14 protein-coding genes are annotated in these 18,566 nt (G+C 39.5%); 9 read left to right on the top strand and 5 right to left on the bottom strand.

The window, feature by feature from the left end; genetic code table 11:
- Nucleotides 1–347, bottom strand: a 347-nt coding sequence (locus B4G94_RS12125; protein ID WP_286859107.1) for a DEAD/DEAH box helicase, incomplete at its 3' end; no start/stop codon positions are given.
- 277 nt (nucleotides 348–624) lie between these two features.
- Here B4G94_RS12125 and B4G94_RS12120 point away from each other — a divergent pair.
- The 6 genes from B4G94_RS12120 to B4G94_RS12095 all read left to right on the top strand — a co-directional run bounded on the left by B4G94_RS12120 (nucleotide 625) and on the right by B4G94_RS12095 (nucleotide 8,653).
- Nucleotides 625–1,224: an RNA polymerase sigma factor gene (locus B4G94_RS12120; protein ID WP_286859106.1), complete on the top strand. Its 600-nt coding sequence runs from the start codon at nucleotides 625–627 to the stop codon at nucleotides 1,222–1,224.
- A gap of 128 nt (nucleotides 1,225–1,352) precedes the next feature.
- Nucleotides 1,353–2,315, top strand: a complete 963-nt coding sequence (locus B4G94_RS12115; protein ID WP_286859104.1) for a FecR family protein — start codon at nucleotides 1,353–1,355, stop codon at nucleotides 2,313–2,315.
- A gap of 162 nt (nucleotides 2,316–2,477) precedes the next feature.
- The gene (locus B4G94_RS12110; RefSeq protein ID WP_286859103.1) at nucleotides 2,478–5,831 is read left to right on the top strand and encodes a TonB-dependent receptor; all 3,354 of its coding nucleotides are present in this window, start codon (nucleotides 2,478–2,480) and stop codon (nucleotides 5,829–5,831) included.
- Between the two features lie 215 nt (nucleotides 5,832–6,046).
- Nucleotides 6,047–7,402 (top strand): hypothetical protein, encoded by a 1,356-nt coding sequence (locus B4G94_RS12105; RefSeq protein ID WP_286859102.1) that lies wholly within the window; start codon nucleotides 6,047–6,049, stop codon nucleotides 7,400–7,402.
- A 57-nt stretch (nucleotides 7,403–7,459) separates the two neighbouring features.
- Nucleotides 7,460–8,266, top strand: a complete 807-nt coding sequence (locus B4G94_RS12100; RefSeq protein ID WP_286859101.1) for a hypothetical protein — start codon at nucleotides 7,460–7,462, stop codon at nucleotides 8,264–8,266.
- A gap of 69 nt (nucleotides 8,267–8,335) precedes the next feature.
- Nucleotides 8,336–8,653, top strand: coding sequence for a hypothetical protein (locus tag B4G94_RS12095; RefSeq protein ID WP_286859100.1), 318 nt, complete (start codon nucleotides 8,336–8,338; stop codon nucleotides 8,651–8,653).
- A gap of 2 nt (nucleotides 8,654–8,655) precedes the next feature.
- Here the strand turns inward: B4G94_RS12095 and B4G94_RS12090 are convergent, their stop codons facing one another.
- The 4 genes from B4G94_RS12090 to B4G94_RS12075 all read right to left on the bottom strand — a co-directional run bounded on the left by B4G94_RS12090 (nucleotide 8,656) and on the right by B4G94_RS12075 (nucleotide 13,341).
- Nucleotides 8,656–10,014 carry a S41 family peptidase gene (locus tag B4G94_RS12090; RefSeq protein WP_286859099.1) on the bottom strand — a complete coding sequence of 453 codons (1,359 nt, stop codon included), beginning with the start codon at nucleotides 10,012–10,014 and terminating at the stop codon, nucleotides 8,656–8,658.
- Between the two features lie 184 nt (nucleotides 10,015–10,198).
- Nucleotides 10,199–11,545: an OmpA family protein gene (locus B4G94_RS12085; RefSeq protein ID WP_286859098.1), complete on the bottom strand. Its 1,347-nt coding sequence runs from the start codon at nucleotides 11,543–11,545 to the stop codon at nucleotides 10,199–10,201.
- Nucleotides 11,546–11,635: 90 nt separating this feature from the next.
- Nucleotides 11,636–12,478 carry a universal stress protein gene (locus tag B4G94_RS12080; RefSeq protein WP_286859097.1) on the bottom strand — a complete coding sequence of 281 codons (843 nt, stop codon included), beginning with the start codon at nucleotides 12,476–12,478 and terminating at the stop codon, nucleotides 11,636–11,638.
- Between the two features lie 14 nt (nucleotides 12,479–12,492).
- The gene (locus B4G94_RS12075) at nucleotides 12,493–13,341 is read right to left on the bottom strand and encodes a universal stress protein (protein WP_286859096.1); all 849 of its coding nucleotides are present in this window, start codon (nucleotides 13,339–13,341) and stop codon (nucleotides 12,493–12,495) included.
- A 429-nt stretch (nucleotides 13,342–13,770) separates the two neighbouring features.
- On the opposite strand from B4G94_RS12075, the gene alaS reads away from it, so the two are divergent.
- From alaS to B4G94_RS12060, 3 genes are all read left to right on the top strand, one after another.
- Nucleotides 13,771–16,386, top strand: a complete 2,616-nt coding sequence (gene alaS / locus B4G94_RS12070) for an alanine--tRNA ligase (RefSeq protein ID WP_286859095.1) — start codon at nucleotides 13,771–13,773, stop codon at nucleotides 16,384–16,386.
- Between the two features lie 273 nt (nucleotides 16,387–16,659).
- Nucleotides 16,660–17,757, top strand: coding sequence for a TlpA disulfide reductase family protein (locus B4G94_RS12065; RefSeq protein WP_286859094.1), 1,098 nt, complete (start codon nucleotides 16,660–16,662; stop codon nucleotides 17,755–17,757).
- A gap of 35 nt (nucleotides 17,758–17,792) precedes the next feature.
- On the top strand, nucleotides 17,793–18,488 hold the full coding sequence (locus B4G94_RS12060) for a response regulator transcription factor (protein WP_108635762.1): 696 nt from the start codon (nucleotides 17,793–17,795) through the stop codon (nucleotides 18,486–18,488).
- Nucleotides 18,489–18,566: the final 78 nt, after the last annotated feature.

The following is an 18,566-nucleotide window of genomic DNA, read 5'->3' as shown; positions in this document are numbered from 1 at the left end:
AGCTGGTCTGAGATATTTGCACCTCCATATACAGCAACAACATGTACGTTGTCAACGTATTTAGCAAATTTTTCTAAATCTTTTGAGATTTGTAAACATAATTCCCGAGTTGGGCAAAGAATTAATGCCTGTGGGTGTTTTTGAGAAAAGTCTAATTGCTCTAATAATGGAAGACCAAATGCCGCGGTCTTTCCTGTGCCAGTTTGGGCTAATCCGACAAAATCGTCGTTACCAGTCAATAAAACAGGAATGGCTTTTTCCTGAATTTCAGAAGGTTTTTCGAAACCTAATTCTGAGATGGCATTAACAACTTCCTCACGGATTCCCAGTTCTAAAAATGGGTTCATGAAATATTATATACAATAGGCACTATTGCCTAAGGCGTTGCAAAGGTAAGAATAATATTTGAATAATCAAAGAATTTAAATGATTGATTTTTAATGAGATTGAAGGATTTCAAATTAAGGGGATAAAAACTTTAGTCGCGCGGTATAGGTAGCGATAAGCTGAAAAGTATTATTTTGATTGTAAACTATTTTGCTTCTTTGTGTTTTCTTTATTCATTTATTAATAAAAACTTAATATCCTAACCTTATTTTTGATATTAGTATGGAGCAGGTACCAATGATATATCAACAGTGGCTAAGGGCTATTAAAGAGCAGAATGATACCACTGCTTATGCTGCATTATATCAGTATTGCTGGAAAGACCTTTATCAACATGCCGCCCGGCGTATTCTTGATGCGCAGGATGTGGAAGATATTCTCCAGGAACTGTTTGTTCAGTTTTGGGAAAAACGCCATACGATCGATATCCAGATGAATCTTCCTGCCTATCTAAAGGGAATGCTCAAATATAAGATTATCGTTTTTTTCAATTCCAATAAGGCAAAAGACAAACTCTTGGATCATTGGAGCAAACATATTTTTGATTACGTACAGCATCATCCCGAAGAGCTTGAAACTTACCTCATGCTTGAAAAGATGTTGGAAGATGAACTGGAAATTATGCCGCATAATATGCGGCAGGTGCTCTTGTTGAAGTGGGAGCATCTATCAATTCGTGAGATAGCACTGCGGATGGGACTCTCTGAACAAACCGTAAAAAATAACCTTACCGAAGCGTCTAAAAGACTAAAGAAAGCAATAACCGGCTATCAAAATGTCCAAAATGGCAGCTTTACACTCCTGCTTATTTTTGTTCTGGAAGAACTTTCCAAGTAAGGATTGTACGTTTAAAAACGATCGCAGGAATAAAAATCAACTTAACAATTCTTTTATAAAACATTAACCATTTCTTGAAGTACTTTCTGGCTTTTTTAAAGACTTGTATATAAACAGCAAGGAAAAAAGTGAAAAGAAGAATTTTTGAATCCTTAATCTATCGCTATCAGCAGAACAAAGCCAACAAGGCTGAGCAGTCCCTGATTGATCGCTGGTACGATACGCTTGATCAGGAAGAACTTCCTGTAAAGGAGATAGATGAGGTTCGGTTGTGGAATAGTATACAAGAACGTATTGGAAATACAGCTCCTAAAAAATCAGCGGTTCGGAAAATAAGCTATTGGAGTGGGGCAGTGGCAGCAAGCCTGCTGTTGTGCTTTGGAATTTTATTTTGGAAACAACAGCATGAGCCTAATTTAATCGCAAAAGAAACGCATTTAAAACCGGGTTACCGGATTTTTGAAACCGGGGCCTCACAGCGTAAACGGGTACTTTTGGCCGACGGATCAATCATTGTAATGAATGCCTATTCCAAAATTAAATTGGATACGGTTTCTTATGACAGGAGGGACCGCGTTGTAGAGCTTCTTGCTGGAGAGGCGTTTTTTGAGGTCAAGAAAGATTCCACGAAGGCTTTTATTGTGCATGCCCAACAAGTACAGACAAAGGTCTTGGGAACCTCGTTTACCGTAAAGAACTACACGGGATTGGATGATATATCGGTGTCTGTATTTACAGGTAAAGTGCAGGTCATGGCCAATAATCATCCGTTGGGTGTGTTAACTCGTGGCGAAGAGGTCCGATATTCCAAAAATAACTACCATAGCAATCAGGAGGTTTTTGATCTGACGACACGTAATAGCTGGATTGAAGGAAGAGTTTACCTTAAGCAAAGCAGTTTTGCAGAACTTGCACGGGCGGTCAAGAATATTTATGATGTGGATATTAAAGCTGGCGACCAGCGGGTTGCCCAACAACGTTATAGCATGCCGATATCAAAGCAGCTCTCCTGGAAGGCAACCCTGGAAAGTATCAAAGCAATTCATCACAACAAATCCAGAAAGGAGGGCGGGATAGTGCATATTTACTAATTCGGGGACAAAAAAAGAGCTGACGACGGCCATCGTCAACTCTGAATCATACACCATTTGGAGATGGTATAAATAACATATACAACAACTTATAGAGATATTATATACGCATACAAATTTATGAAATTTAAGCAATACGTTACGCAAAACGATATTAAGTTTATGATAAGGACATCGTGGATAGGTTTACTTCTCTCGATCGTGTCGGCCGAAATGCTTTTTGCTTCGGGCGCATACGGCCAGTTACTCAATAAAAAGATCGCAATTTCTTTTAATGAATCCACTATTCCGGCAGCTTTCGAGCGTTTGGAATCCCAAAATATACCTATCGCTTTCGATGCAGCGAAATATAATCTGGCAAAGAAAAAGGTCAATGCCAAAATTTTCAAAAGCAACAGTGTCCGGGATATCATGCATTATCTGCTCAAGGAAACAAACTTAATTGCGCATGACAACGGTGTCTATATTACATTGGTCGAAAAGCCGGTACAGCAGGATGGGCGTATCGCAGGTAAAGTGATTGATGATCGCGGTCAGCCTTTGGCCAATGCCAGCATCAAACTGATCGGCGCCAATAAATCCACACAGAGCGGTATCGATGGTAGCTATGTGTTGAACGCTGAACCGGGAACCTACATACTGGAAGTCAGTTATCTCTCTTATCAGACCCAACGTATAGAGGGGGTCAAAATACAGGCCGGACAACGGACTGGGCTAAATATTGCCATGAAGACGCAGGTGAATGCGTTGGAAACGGCAGTTGTCAGTGTATCGTTTAAAAAAGCTTCTGTAGCGGGACTTTATGCAGCACAAAAGAACGCAGCTTCGGTGACCGATGGTATTTCGGCTGAACAAATCGCCCGCACACCAGACAATGATATGGGGCAGGTTTTAAAACGTGTTACCGGACTGACCACTGTCAATAACCGGAATGTCATTGTACGGGGGATGTCGGATCGATACAATCAGGCCATGCTGGACGGGGTCGTGATTCCGAGTACTTCACAGAATAGACGGGATTTTTCTTTTGATATTATCCCAACAGAAATGGTGAGCTCGGTAGTGGTCAATAAAACGGCAACACCAGATGTATCCGCTGAATTTTCGGGCGGACAGGTTTCGGTGAATACATTAGATATTCCGGAGAAGGATTTTACAACAATACAGTATGGGATCGGAGGAAATTCTCGTACAACAGACAAGGACTTTTATCGTCTTGGGGAGCGGAAAGCATCGGAATTTTTTGGTTTTAATCATTCTTCTTCAAAACAACCTGAAGGAATATTGCCTTGGTATTGGAATGGTGAGGCCCGACGTCTGGATGCGCCTCCCGGGTATATACTGAACGATCCAAAGTTAAATGAAGAATTTTTAATGCCGGGTTCAGATCTCAGGTATAATGACATTGATGCAATAGCCCAATCTAAACAAGTCAATGCAGACGCTATGAAACTATATCGTTATAAAGCCAATCCTAATCAAAATTTTCGGTTTGCATTGGGGCGACGGTATAATCTTTCAAATGGATTATTGTTTGGTTTCTCTGCTTCTGCGAATATTCGAAATGAACAGAATATTGTAGCCTTCAATAATGTGAGAGGATCCGCTATTAATGGAGCACACTATATTGACAGTACTGGGGTCGGTTTAAATGGAGCGGGCACTTCTTATCGTTTTAGTAGCAGTAGTGGTTTAGTGGCGAATTTTGGTCTACAAGGACAGGATTTTAAGCTCACTTTCAAAAATATGTATGCCCGTACCTATAACAACTCCTATAATGAAAATATTCGGGCAGCCTTCGCTGATCTTAGCAATCCGCCTACTGAAAATCGATACCAATTGCCAGAAGCGATGTCTTTGCAACAGCATCAAATAACCGGTGAATATAAATTGCCTTGGAGAATTAAAGCAGAGGGAATGTTTGCCTATAATAAAATCAAGCAACAAATTTTGGATGAACGGAAATTGAGATATAGATTGACTACTGTATTCGATGATAAGTATCTATTTCAGACTCCAAATTTATTAAACCTATCAGGGTTTTCCAATTCCTCTATATTAGGGAAAGATTCTCGTATGTGGACACAGATCAATGAGGATGATTATAATTGGGCAATGGCATTTTCCCGCGTTTTTGGAGAGGGACGACCGGTCAGTACTTTGGTCAAAGTTGGTTATCAGGGCTGGTCTAAGAAACGAGATTTATCCATATTTCGTTTGCTGCCCTTTACGCGTTCCTATATGCCTAATGATCCATCAACGGCAGCACCTGCTATTGAAGCGCCTTATGATGTGTTGTTTTCGCCGGAAAATATTGGCAACGGCGTTGGTCAGGCTTATTACTACCCGGAACTTATCGGTGGAAATGTATATGAAGGAAGTATGCAATCTCACGCAGGATATTTTATGTTGGATCAGAAATTATGGAATAAATTACGCTTGGTCTATGGCATCCGTGCCGAATATTATAATCTAAAAAATCGTCAGGACGAAATGTTTAGAAAACAGAATGGTGATCCGGATGATGACAAGAATAAATTTATAAAATATAAATTGCTTGTGCGTGAAAATAACTGGAAATTTTTACCGTCCATTAACGCCACTTATAGTGTGACCAATACCTTTAATGTTCGCGGTAGCTATTCAAAAACCGCTATCCGTCCAGATTTTCGAGAAACAGGTTTTTTTGGATTTTATGACTTTGAACTGGATGCGATTATTTCAGGAGACAATGTGGAATCAACCTTTATTGATAATGTAGATCTGCGGTTGGAATGGTATCCAAGTCCGGGAGAAATTATATCCTTAACTGGATTCTATAAATATTTGGATAAACCCATTGAATTGGTCGAAGATGAGTCATTTACAGGTGGTGCATATTATGTTTTTAATAATATGGAATCTGCTAAAAATAAAGGAATAGAATTTGAAATCCGTAAAAATTTAGGTTTTATAGGTGATAAAGATTGGCTCACTAAGTTTTTTATCTCAGCAAATACAACATTTTTAAGTTCCAAAGTAAATGTATTGAGTTCCTGGAAGTATAAAGTTGTTGACGGAAAGGAGGTGCCTGAGCGAATTAAAGATCGTTCCCCTGGTCAGGATCGTCCGTTGATCGGTCAATCACCATGGTTGTTGAATTTGGGAATTGGCTATTGGGGAAATTCTTTCGGAGCGACGGTTAGTTACAACCATAGAGGATACAGAACAAATATTACTTCCATTGATCCCAATAGAGTGGAATATGAGTTGGCACCTAAGCAACTGGACCTGCAGATATATAAACGTTTTTTTAACAATAAATTAGAAGTTAAGTTGAATATGGCGAACCTGTTAGATGATTGGACTCGTTATTATCAGAATACAGAGGGATATAGTGTCGGAAATGAAAATGGAGTCTATACAATTAAAAAATTGAAAGGTGACAATAGATACAATAAAGCGGATGGGGATATTATAACCTATCGCAAAAAAGACGGGAGAAGATATAATCTATCCCTGACATATAATTTTTAATAAGATAAAACTATCTGCGCGAGGCAGTTTCATATCACTCCTCAATAATGTACAAAAGTTCCGGGCTTGTCCAAATAGCACAACAGGAAGATAAAATAGAAACAAAAAATGAGTGATTGAAAACAACTATGCAGCCTTATGAAATGCTATCCCATAGGGCGCATAGTCTAAAAAATGATCTTGTGATGGCAAAACTAGTAATTATTTAACACAAAATGAAAAAAATCTTAACAGTAGCAAGCGTATGCGCAATCGCATTGGCTTCTTGTAACAAAGACAACGTAGGACCTAATTCAGATTTGAACGCTGGTTTGCCAAGTAAACCTCAAGCAACGATCCCAACAGATGCGTCTGGTATTATTACCAAAACGACATTATCTGCGGATACGGTATGGAAAATTGATGGTGTTGCTTTCGTAAAACCAGGTGCTACCTTGACAATTCAAGCCGGTACTTATATTACCTCTGGTGTTACCAAAGCATACAACGATGAAATCACTGGATTGACACAAAATATCAAAGGTGTTTTGGTTGTACCTAAAACAGCGAAATTGGTCGCTAACGGTACTGCTTCTGCGCCAATCGTATTTACTTCTCCAAATGCTGCAGGATCGCGTAACCCAGGTGATTTTGGTGGTGTTGTACTATTGGGTAGCGCAACGACCAATCAGACTGCTACACGAAGAATTGAAGGTATTCCTCAGCCTGTAGGTGTAGATGTTACTTACGGTGGAACAAATGCTGCAGATAATTCAGGCTCATTGAAGTATGTACGTATTGAGTTTGCTGGTTACAACTTAACTGCTGATAATGAGATTAACGGATTAACTTTAGGTGGTGTTGGTACTGGTACTACGCTAGAAAATATCCAGGTATCTTGGGGCAAAGATGATGGATTTGAGTTCTTTGGTGGTACTGTAAATGCAAAATACTTAGTTGCATTATCGAATGACGATGATGACTTTGATTTCGATCATGGATACACCGGAACAATTCAATATGCTTTATCATTAAAGGATCCTAATTCAACAAATAGCACATCAAGTGGTAGCTCGGATTCAAATGGATTGGAGTCTGATAATGAGGGTACAGCACCCTATTCATCTACTCCTAAAACTCGCCCGGTATTGAAAAACTTTACGTTCTTAGGGATCAAGGATGCTACTGTGGCTAATACAAAACTGAAATTTGGTAACCGTTGGAGAAGAGCATCTGAATATGATATTCAAAACTCCATTATCGCTGGTTATACAACAGGTGCAGCATTCCAAGATGGCGCAACAGGTACTTTTACAGGTAATGTTGTACACGCTTATAGTGCAGCTTTCAGTGGTGCTACACCAACAGGAAACCAAACAAATGTTTCGGCGGATGCAACAACGTATTTGAAATTAGCTGGTGGTGTTAATATTTTCTATTCAACAGGGACTACATTTAATCCTGCTTTCTTAAGACCATCGTCAACTTCACCTGCATATGGTGATGGAAGTACAACTTATAAAGGTGCATTCCATCCGACAAACGCTCCTTGGACTGCAACCTGGACGCAATTTGCTCCAAAAACTTATTAATATTGATTATTTAATTGAGTGAGCCATTTCTATGGCTCACTTCTTTATCCTTTATATATGATTAGAAATTTAGTTCTCTATTTTATTGCCCTTTGGGTTGGATCGTTGTTGTCTTCCTGCCAAAAAGGCGAACCTGTTTTAGAAACGGAAGAATTGGCTCGGATTGCTTTTAAAACCTATGGCACTGTGTCAGTAGATGTAAAAAGAGTAACTGTCGATGGAAAAGCAGCTAATCAAAGCAATACTAATTTTATTTTTATACGAAATAAAGATGCCGATTCTTCATTGGTCGTTGCGTATGATAGCAAGGATCAGGTTGTCCTAGAACAACGTCTCGCCCTCAAGTCAGGGTTAAATACTTTTGGTGTGCATAGCAAAAGTCCCATTGATCCTTCTCTCGTTGTCGGGCCAAACCCCTTAGGAGATGATGTCGAATCGATTCCGGGTGTGAGGCAGGTAAAGATATTAAATTATAACCAGACGATTTCACCAAATGGCGAGCCGATTCGATTGGCGATTTATCAAGGTAAACCTGTGTTTGATGAAAGTTGGGGAATGGATTTGGTCAGATATGACGAAACTCCGATCCTGATTACTGGGTTGATATCGGATAAAATCCCCGAAGAATTTATTAAAATACCAGTTGACCCCTATTTTCCAGCAAAGGCGCAGGTATTGGACAAGGATTCAAAACCAATCCTTATCGATGGACAGAAGGTCTATCTGTTTTTTTTCTTTACGGTAGAAGACATAGGTATTGTATACTTCCCCCAAAAGGAACCCGATGCATATTTTGATGTTGATGCGGTGTCGGATATCGGTGGAATCGGTTTTGCCTTGGATGCGGTTTGGTTAAAAAAATAAAATGATTTAGAGGAAATATTGTGAAGTTAATAACTACTTTGTAGTTAAATCAATTATCATAAATTCATCATGAAAGGGATCAATGCTATAAAACATCGTAATTTATTTGCTATCTCCCTGAAAATTCAGGGAGATGTAGATCATGCCATTGATGCTGCTGCGCTGCTAGCTTTACGGAATGAAATGGCGGAGCTGAATGAACTTTATAGGCAATATAGGGAACTACTGCAACAGTTGGAAGAACTAGTACGAGAATACGAATCGAAGGAACGGACCATCCGCTCCGAAATTTTGTCTCGTCCTCTTCGTAAGTTGGTCAAAAATGGACAGACTGGAGCTGATTTGCGTATGCTTATTACTTCATTAAATTCCTGTGCACATGGGTGAATCTATTTATCGGATTTGCCCTGTGCGCTTACTTCAATAGGTATTGTCTGATAACTGCTGCCTATATATTGTGGCAACACAAGGTTTGTTTTGCCTGCGTTATTGACAGCGCCTTTAGCCAAGATATTTTTAACATTGACGGTTTGTAATACCTCCTGAATCAAGGGATCCCTGCTATCGCCTATAGGAACCAAGGGTAGAAAAGCAAATTCATTGGTGGCTTTTGAAGGCGCAATTCCATCGCTATAATCTCCCTGCCCCACTTTATTGTAGATTTTATAGATCATAGGAACCAAATGCCAGGCCCGTTCGGTACCTCGGATATCTTCTGGAGTTACTATTGTTGTTGAGGCCATATCTTTACCGAATGTTTTGTCACCGACTTGAATGATTTCTACATAAGGTTTCAATCCATTGATGAGCATTTCGGCTGCAGAGGCTGTGTTTGGTCCAGTGAGCATATAGATTCTTTTTAAATGTAAACCTTGCTTTAAAATGTCTGTTGCCTTAAATGAATAGCCATCGGGCTGTCCTTGCAGAGCAGCTGCAAAGCTGTCTTCTCTATTTTTGAGGTTTTTGTTGCCTTGGTATTTGGCAAAAATGTCATTTTCTTTGATATCTGCCAATAAGAGTGCGCAAAACGCGGCAAAAGCAACTTGGCCACCTGGATTGTAACGTAAATCGATAATAAGCTCCTGCACTTGTTGGGATTTGAAATTTTGAACTGCTTCCAATAAGGGATAAGCGCCGCTAAAATCAAATTGACTTAAAAACATATAGCCTACCGTGGGGGAGGAGGAGACGAGTTTGGTGGTATAGAGGACGGGTTGCGAAATGTAGGAAGCGGGCAGATTAAATATTTTGCTATCGTTTCGCGTCAATTGCATCGCCGGTAAAAGCAAAGATTTGTTTAGTAGCGATTTCAGGTTGCTGTTATCAATGGGCTCATTGTTGATGTGGGTTATGCTGTCTCCCCGTTTGAGTCCCATTAAATCCCCTTCGCTGAAGGGAACCACCTGGGTGACTAATTGAATCGTTCCGGTTGCGGCCTTTAGTTGTACAATATCAAATCCAAAGGTGTTCGTCAATGTATTGCCATAGGTGTCACTGTTAAGTGTCTGCAATATGCTCGAGTAATGGTCGCCTTGAAATAAAATTCTTTTGAAAAATAGATCTGGAGCTTGTTGATAATCGTTTGTTTCGCTGATTTTATCATTCCAATAGTAGTATTGTCGCATCTGCTTCAATGTCCATTGATTGATCGTTTCATTCGACCCTGGTTCATTCAGTTCAGGTTCCTTTTCACAGGCGAAAAAAATCAATGAAACAAGGGCCAAAACAACAGCCTGTGGTTTACGCATTTTTTAAGATCTTAGCTTAATAAAAATACGGATAATGTAAGTTTTATCGATGTTATCTTTTTGTTGATCAAATGTTTATTTATTTTAAACACAAACATTACTGCGCAAATTAGTCTGCTATAGCTATAAAAAAAGGCATCACCTGATAGTGATGCCTTTGAATGTATAAATCGAAAAATATCGATTAATAAAGTGTAAACTCTACGCGACGGTTTTGTTGACGACCAGCAGCATTCTTATTGGATGCAATGGGTTGGTCAGGACCGTAACCTGTTGCTTCAATACGTGAAGCGTTTGCGCCCTGAGATACTAAGTAAGCTTTCACTGATTCAGCACGCTCTTTGGATAAACGCATATTTAGCTCGCGTGAACCTGTGTTGTCCGTATGACCCGCTAATTTCAAGCTAAAGTTTTTCTCGATCAACAATTCAGCAACTTTGTTCAATGTTGCATAAGAAGTAGGGCGGATGGTTGATTTGCTTAAATCAAACTCTAAGTTTTTGATCGCGTCAGCAACAACTTTTCGGTCTGCTTCCGTAACAACAACTTTCTCTACAACTTTAGTTTCGTTTTTCACTACAATAGGACAACCTGCACCATCTACCTGTACACCAGAAGGTGTGCCTGGACATTTGTCGTATTTGTTTGCTACACCGTCACCGTCATCATCTTTCAAATCACTGTTTAAACCATCCAATTGACTTTGTAAAGCTTGGTTTTTTGCGTTTAACGCGTCATTTTGAGCTTTTAAGTCATCGTATTTTACCGTATAATCACTTACTAGGGTCGCGACCGGATTTGAGTTGTTCAAGGCTGGTTTGCTACCGCTACCCAAAGCAAACTCTAAACCTGCGTGTGCGTAAGTGAACAAGTCATTTTTGTCAATTTTTGGTCCGCCAGCTGGGTTAGCCAAATTGTCGAAGCGTTGATTTACCCAGTTAAGCTGATAACCCAATTCAAAATTTATACCTTTTGCTACGGCAAATTTAAAACCGAAATCAGCAGGTACAAAGATTTTTGAATAAGAATCGCCATACTCACCTTTGTTTCCTCCGGTAATTCCAGCGGTTTCGGCATTCATTACACCCACACCGATAGATGCGTAAGGTTTGATGAAGCTATTGAAGAATCTCCAGTTGGTGTTTGCCGCCAAAAATTCTCCAGATAGAGCTACTGACCAAGGTGTTTTTGTTTCAAAACCGGTTTGCTTGTCATCAGCCGTATAGCCAGAAGTTTTGCCCCCAAAATAAGTTGCCTTGATTCCAAATGAAGGTGAGATTTGCTTTTTGATATAAGCACTGTAACCTAAGTTCCAGTCCAGTTTATCATAACCTCCATTATTTAACTTGGCAATATTCTGCAAACTCGTTACACCTGCCCCCACACCGATGGACCAAGTCCTGTATTGTGTTGCCGGACCAAATGGAGATGTGCCTTCAATTGATGACTGCTTTGCGCTTTGTGCAAAGGATGCGGTCGAGATAATTCCTGCCGCCATTAGTAAACCTGATTTTTTAAGGCTAATTTTCATAATGTGTTCTTGTAAAATTTTCTACTATAAATTTCTTGTTAAATTAACTCATTGACTACTCTTGCAATAAATTTGCCAAAAATTATTTGGTCAATCTACTCGACCGAAAAAATTTGGCACCTCGATTTCAAAAGCCATGTGCTTAACAATATTTTCAGTAAAAATGTTTTGAAAAAAAGTTTTCCTACTTTTTGTAATCAAAATCACATCAATATCTTCATCTCTGATAATCGTATGTATTCCGTTTGCGATGTTCTCTCGTGAACCGGCGAAATAGCTCGGCGCTTTGACAATATATGAAATGTCTTCAATGCCTGTTTCAGCAATAATCTGTTCAATCCATTTTTCGAGTTTATGTCCTAATATATTGATTTCCAGTTCACTTTTGTTGATGTGGATAAGCTGTAAATGAAAGTTATTTCCATACAAAGGAATCGCTTGCTTAAGCACTTCAAGCTCACCGGGCTTAAAATTAGTCAGTAATGCAATGTTATCTTTTTTAAATTTTACGGCATTTTTTGGGATTGCCAATACGGGAATTTTTGACTCTTTAATAACGTCATAAGTGTTGCTTCCGATTAGCACAGATTCAAGTCCGGTGACTCCTTTTGTTCCCATAATCACGGTCTGATAGCTATCTTTTATCTCTTGTTTATCCAAAGATTCTGCTAAAATCCCGTTCGTAAACAGAGTAGAAATTTTTATCGAAGGATATTTTTGTAGAAGTTCAGCGACAAGTTTTTCCATGTTACGATATGCTTCCTCTTCAGTAGGGTCTACTAAATGCTTCACATTTGCAAATTTATTGATATGTGAAGTGAAGGAGTGAAAGAGTGTAATTTCATCATGTGTTTCCTGCGCGATCTGAGCAGCATAGTCTGCTGCGATTCGAGCATTTTCGGAAAAATCTACGGGTATTAATAATTTAGACATAGCGATATACTTAATTATGCTTTGGTAAAAAATATTGGAACTAAAGGATGGCTAAACAATGCTTTTGCCACTGATCGGGTGAAAGCACGTTCAAAAAACGATTTTCGCGAACGTGTCACGAGTAATATCTTGATCTTTTCAGCATGGATCATTTCGTTGATGACTTCTGGGACTGTATCCAAGTCTTCAATATCCCCCTGTATAGAGTCGACTTCAATGGCGATGTTGGTGACGCCAATATATTTTTTGATTTTGTATTTCCACACTTCCAACTTGTCTTCGACCCGGTTTTCTGAAGAATGATCATAATGTACATGCATCAGTTTTAATTCAAAATCTTTGCCCATAATATTGACAAAATCCTGAACCGTCTGCACTTCTTCTTCCTTGAAATTGGACAATAAGCCAACTTTGTCGAGTTGTTCAAATGAAACTTCTGCGGGGATGGCCAAAACGGGAATTTTTGATTTTTTACTAATGACATAGGTTGTACTGCCGATAAGTTGGCTGTCATCATTTGTAATCCCTTTTGTGCCCATGATCACGAAATCAAAGCGATCAGGTATAGCGATGTCAGGTAAAGTTTCTGTGATCATGCCGCGCTCACATTGGGTCGTAACCTCAAGAGCAGCATTCCGGGATGTGATCTGCTCGGCAAGCTTCTTAATCAGAATATCAGCTTTAAATATCGGACTTTGTTTATCCGTGGAACCTGTTTCCTCCTCAAATACAGCAGAAGCTGAGGTGTAATTGTGGTAAAGGTGAATGCTGTACCCTTTCTGAGCTGCCAGATCCACAGCGTAATTTACCGCATTGTTAGAATGTGCCGAAAAATCTACGGGTAGTAGAATGTTTTTTTTCATTGGAAGGAATTTTATCTGCGCTATCTTATCTTAAATTTCTATTTCGGTATAGGGTAACTATTCAAAAGAATCGTTGTTGAGACCCCTTATCCCTATCAAATGTAATAAAACAAATGCAATTGTGAATGCGTATCAGTCAAAATGTTTTTATTGTTAAACGTATTGGACCTAATTATGATGATACAAAGTTGGATAACATTTAATGCTTTTAAAATGTTGTATTTAATGTATAATTGTGATTACTGTCATCTTGAAAATAGAATAACCCTGTCCGTCTGAATCTTAAGTCCTGATCTTTTTGTTAGAAAAGTCAATTTCCTATGGAGAAGAAAGGCTGTTAAAATCGTTGAATCGAGGTTATTATCTCGTATTCTACATTGCATAACAGACCAATTTTGAGTAAGTTTGCACATATTTTTAGATAATTAAATGACAAGTAGAGAAATTCGTCAAGCCTTTTTAGACTTTTTTAAAAGCAAGGGGCATCAGATAGTACCTTCAGCACCAGTAGTTGTAAAAAATGATCCGACATTGATGTTTACCAATGCAGGGATGAACCAGTTCAAGGATTTATTCTTGGGAGAAGCACCAATTAAATTTCCGCGTGTTGCAGATACGCAGCGTTGTTTGCGTGTTTCAGGTAAGCATAATGATTTAGAGGAAGTTGGTATAGATACTTACCACCATACCTTATTCGAGATGTTAGGAAACTGGAGCTTTGGCGATTATTTCAAAAAGGAAGCTATTGCTTGGGCCTGGGAGCTATTGACCGAAGTCTATAAGCTCGACAAAGATCGTTTATATGTGACCATTTTTGAAGGTGATGCAAGTGAAGGTTTGGACAGAGACATGGAAGCATTCGATTTCTGGAAGCAGTGGATAGCCGAAGATCGTATCTTGCTTGGCAACAAAAAGGACAATTTCTGGGAAATGGGAGAGACCGGTCCTTGTGGACCTTGTTCTGAAATCCATTTTGATATGCGTAGCGCGGAAGAACGTGCACAGGTTTCGGGGCAAAGTCTGGTCAATGCAGACCATCCACAGGTGATCGAAATCTGGAATTTGGTCTTTATGCAATTTAATCGCTTGAAAGATGGTTCACTTCAAACTTTACCTGCGAAACATGTGGATACAGGGATGGGCTTTGAGCGTCTTGTCAGATGTATTCAAGGCAAAACCTCAAATTATGATACAGATGTGTTTACGCCGACCATTGATTTTATTGCTGCGAAGTCGGGGATAAAATATGGCTTGGACGAAAAGAGTGATATCGCAATGCGTGTGGTATCTGATCATATCCGTGCCGTTAGTTTCGCGATAGCGGATGGACAATTGCCCTCTAACAATAAAGCGGGCTACGTAATCCGACGTATTTTACGCCGTGCTGTACGTTATGCTTATACGTTTTTGGGATTTAAAACGCCATTTATTCATGAGCTTGTTCCAGTACTGGCGGCACAATTCAGTGGCGTATTTGATGAATTGATCCAACAGCAGGATTTCGTGCAGAAAGTAATCCTGGAAGAAGAGGTTTCATTTTTAAGAACCTTGTCCACTGGTGTGCAACGTTTTGAAAATTACGTGGAAGATCATACGCTTATTAATGGTGACTTTGCGTTCGAATTATACGATACTTACGGTTTTCCGATCGATCTAACTGAATTACTAGCGCGCGAGAAAGGATTGTCTGTTGATATGGATGGTTTTAAACAGGCACTTCAGATTCAAAAGGATCGCTCCCGTGCAGCAACAGCGATAGATACCGGTGACTGGATTGTTGTTAATGATGATGAGGGCTTCGAATTTGTAGGTTACGATACATTGACGGCAAAAACAGAAATCGTAAAATACCGTAAAGTTGTCGCAAAAAATAAGGAACAATACCAACTGGTACTTTCTGTCAGTCCATTTTATGCAGAAGGAGGAGGTCAGGTAGGTGATTCCGGTGAATTGATTTCGGAGGAAACCGGCGAAAAGATCTACATTACGGATACAAAAAAGGAAAATGGAATCTTCGTCCATTTTACCAATAAGTTGCCATTGGATCTGAACGGAACCTTTGTCGCCGAGGTTGACAGAACCAAACGATTGGATACGGAAAATAATCACTCCGCAACCCACCTATTACATGCTGCACTAAAACAGGTATTAGGTACACATGTAAATCAAAAAGGTTCATTGGTCAATGCTGATATTTTACGTTTTGATATTTCTCACTTTGCAAAGATGAGTGAAGAAGAGATCAAACAGGTGGAAGATATCGTGAATGCTAAAATCCGTGAAAATATTCCATTAAAAGAAGAACGTAATATACCTTATCAGCAGGCTTTGGACTCCGGTGTCACGGCTTTGTTTGGTGAGAAATACGGTGATTTTGTTCGTGTGATTACTTTTGAAGATCAATTCTCCAAAGAGTTGTGCGGGGGGACCCACGTGAAAGCAACGGGGCAGATCGGATTCTTTAAGATTGTTTCTGAATCGGCTGTTGCTGCGGGAGTACGTCGTATTGAAGCGATTACCGGGACGCGTTCAGCTGGGGTAATTCGTGAGCATTTTGAACTGGTAAATCATTTAAAAGAACTCATGAACAATCCGAAGGACTTTGTGTCAGCCTTGGGTAAGATCATCGACGAAAACGGTGCACTGAAAAAGGAAATTGAGAAAAGTATTACCGAGAAATCTTTGGCGTTGAAATCGGATTTGGAAGCAAAGATCGAACAAGTTGGTGATGTCAACTTTTTATCGACTCTGGTTGATCTCCCTAATGCAGAAGCGGTAAAAACGTTAGCCTATGCTGTAAAGGGAGCTGTCAATAATTTGTTTTTGGTTATAGGAGCAGAATTCGACGGCAAACCAAGTTTAACTGTTGTTATTTCAGATGATTTAGCAAAAGAAAAAGGTTTGAATGCAAGCAATATCGTCCGTGATCTGGCAAAAGATATCCAAGGCGGCGGTGGCGGCCAACCTTTCTTTGCGACAGCGGGAGGTAAAAATTCTGCGGGATTAAAAACGGCTATTGAACGTGCGAAGGAATTTTTGAGTTAAATTTGCGTATTTAAATCGGAGACTTAGGATACTTGCTTGAATAAGTTTCAAGCTTATCGGAAGTCTCTCCGAAAATGCTATGCGATGAAACTATCCTACTTATCCAAACCGAGTGTAAAGAGTTCATAAATTTGACTGAAGAGCAATTTATGAATGAATAATAACAAGGACGGAGCGTAATAAATAGGATAGTTTCTACAATTAAAAAAGAAACCGAGTGCTATTAACATCTAGTTATGGATGGACTTGAAGCACTCACAAAACGATATGTAGATGAAAAAGGCAATTTTTTTAGTAGCTGGAGTGGTTGGATTGATGTTTGGTTGCCAGAATAAAGAGCAGTTTACCATCGAAGGAAATATAGAAAACCCCGGTAATATAAAAGTTATCTCCTTGTACGAAGGGGATACCAAGCTGGATTCTATGTTTTTTAGCGATAATAACAAATTTCAGTTTGTACGTCAAGCGAGTCAATCTAGGCTGTTGTCGTTACGCGTCGGCAAAAATCGTTATGATCTGATCGCTTCTCCGGGTGAAACAATTTCATTTAAGGCAGATTTGCATAAGGACGTCAATGATTATCTAGTTGAAGGATCTGAATTGTCGAAAACAATACAGCCATTTGCTAAGGAACGAAACCACCGCGATTATGTGCAAGATTCTCTTCAGGGTGTCTTTTCCAAATTAACAGCGAATTCGACTGCTGACGAAATTGAAAAACTTCGTGCAGAATATAAAGCCAAATTTGCGGATGAACTTCGTGACTATACCAGCAAGGCAGTCGATTTTTCCGCTAAGCATAATGATCTAGCTGGATTTTACGCCATCTCAACACTGGATCCTGAAGTAGCAGAGGCAGAAATAATTGCTTATGCAGATAAAATTAAAAATGAATTTACGGAAAATAGATATGTGACGCAGTTTAAGGAGGAAACCCAAAAACTGAAGAAGATGGCTATTGGTCAACCGGCACCGGAACTAACCTCCTTTACGCCTACTAACAAAGAAGTAAAGCTGTCCAGTTTCAAAGGGAAATATACTTTAGTGGACTTTTGGGCTTCTTGGTGTATGCCCTGCCGTCAGGAAAATCCGAACCTCGTCAAGTTGTATAATGCTTATCATACCAAAGGTTTTGATATTCTATCTGTTTCATTTGACGACAATCCCGGTTCGTGGATGCGAGCTATTGCAGACGATAAACTTACGTGGACACATGTGTCTGACTTGAAAGCTTGGACGTCACCGGTCGTAATAGATTATCGGGTGAAGGCATTGCCTACATCTTATATCCTCGACCCCAACGGTATTATCGTTGCAAAGAACTTGCGTGGCGAAGAGCTGGCAGATTTTCTGAAGAAAACAATTAAGTAATCAATGTGTTATTGTTAANNAAAAAAATAAGACAAATGAGTTCTTCGAAACAAAAGATTTTAATTGTTGATGACGAAAAGGATATCTTGGATTTAATTGCATTCAACTTAAATCGTGAAGGTTATCAGGTCTCTACAGCGCAAAATGGGGAAGAGGCAATACAGGTTGCCAAACAAGTAAACCCAGATCTGATCATCCTGGATGTGATGATGCCCAAGATGGACGGTATTGAAGCTTGTCGCATCATGCGCGCGATGCCTGAATTCAAAAATACCTTTATGGTATTTTTGACTGCCAGAAGTGAAGAATATTCGGAAATTGCCGGATTTCATGTGGGAGCGGATGATTATATTGCCAAGCCAATTAAGCCCCGTGCGCTGATGAGCCGCATCAATGCGATATTGAGAAGAAATGCGTCGGAGGAGTCTGATTCTTCTGTACAGGACAAAATCGAGATCGCAGATCTGGTGATAGACAGAGATTCGTTCTTAGTCTACAAAGGAGAGCAAAAGATTGTGCTTGCCAAAAAAGAGTTTGAATTACTCTACTTGCTGGCGTCCAAACCCAATAAAGTTTTCACTAGAGAACAAATCCTAAAAAGTATCTGGGAGGACTCGGTGGTTGTCACTAATCGTACGATTGATGTGCATATTCGCAAGCTTCGTGAAAAAATAGGCGACGATTATGTGACCACTGTAAAAGGAGTGGGTTACAAATTTGATAAAGAATAAAAGAAGAGACTTAGGTCTCTTTTTTGTTTTAGGGATAAGGATGAGTTTTATCTGCTTTTTATCGTCTTATTTGGGCAA

The sequence above is a fragment of the Sphingobacterium sp. UBA7625 genome (assembly GCF_002484085.1).
In the GTDB taxonomy this organism is placed as follows: Bacteria; Bacteroidota; Bacteroidia; order Sphingobacteriales; family Sphingobacteriaceae; genus Sphingobacterium; species Sphingobacterium athyrii.
This window is presented reverse-complemented; position numbering and strand designations above follow the sequence as displayed.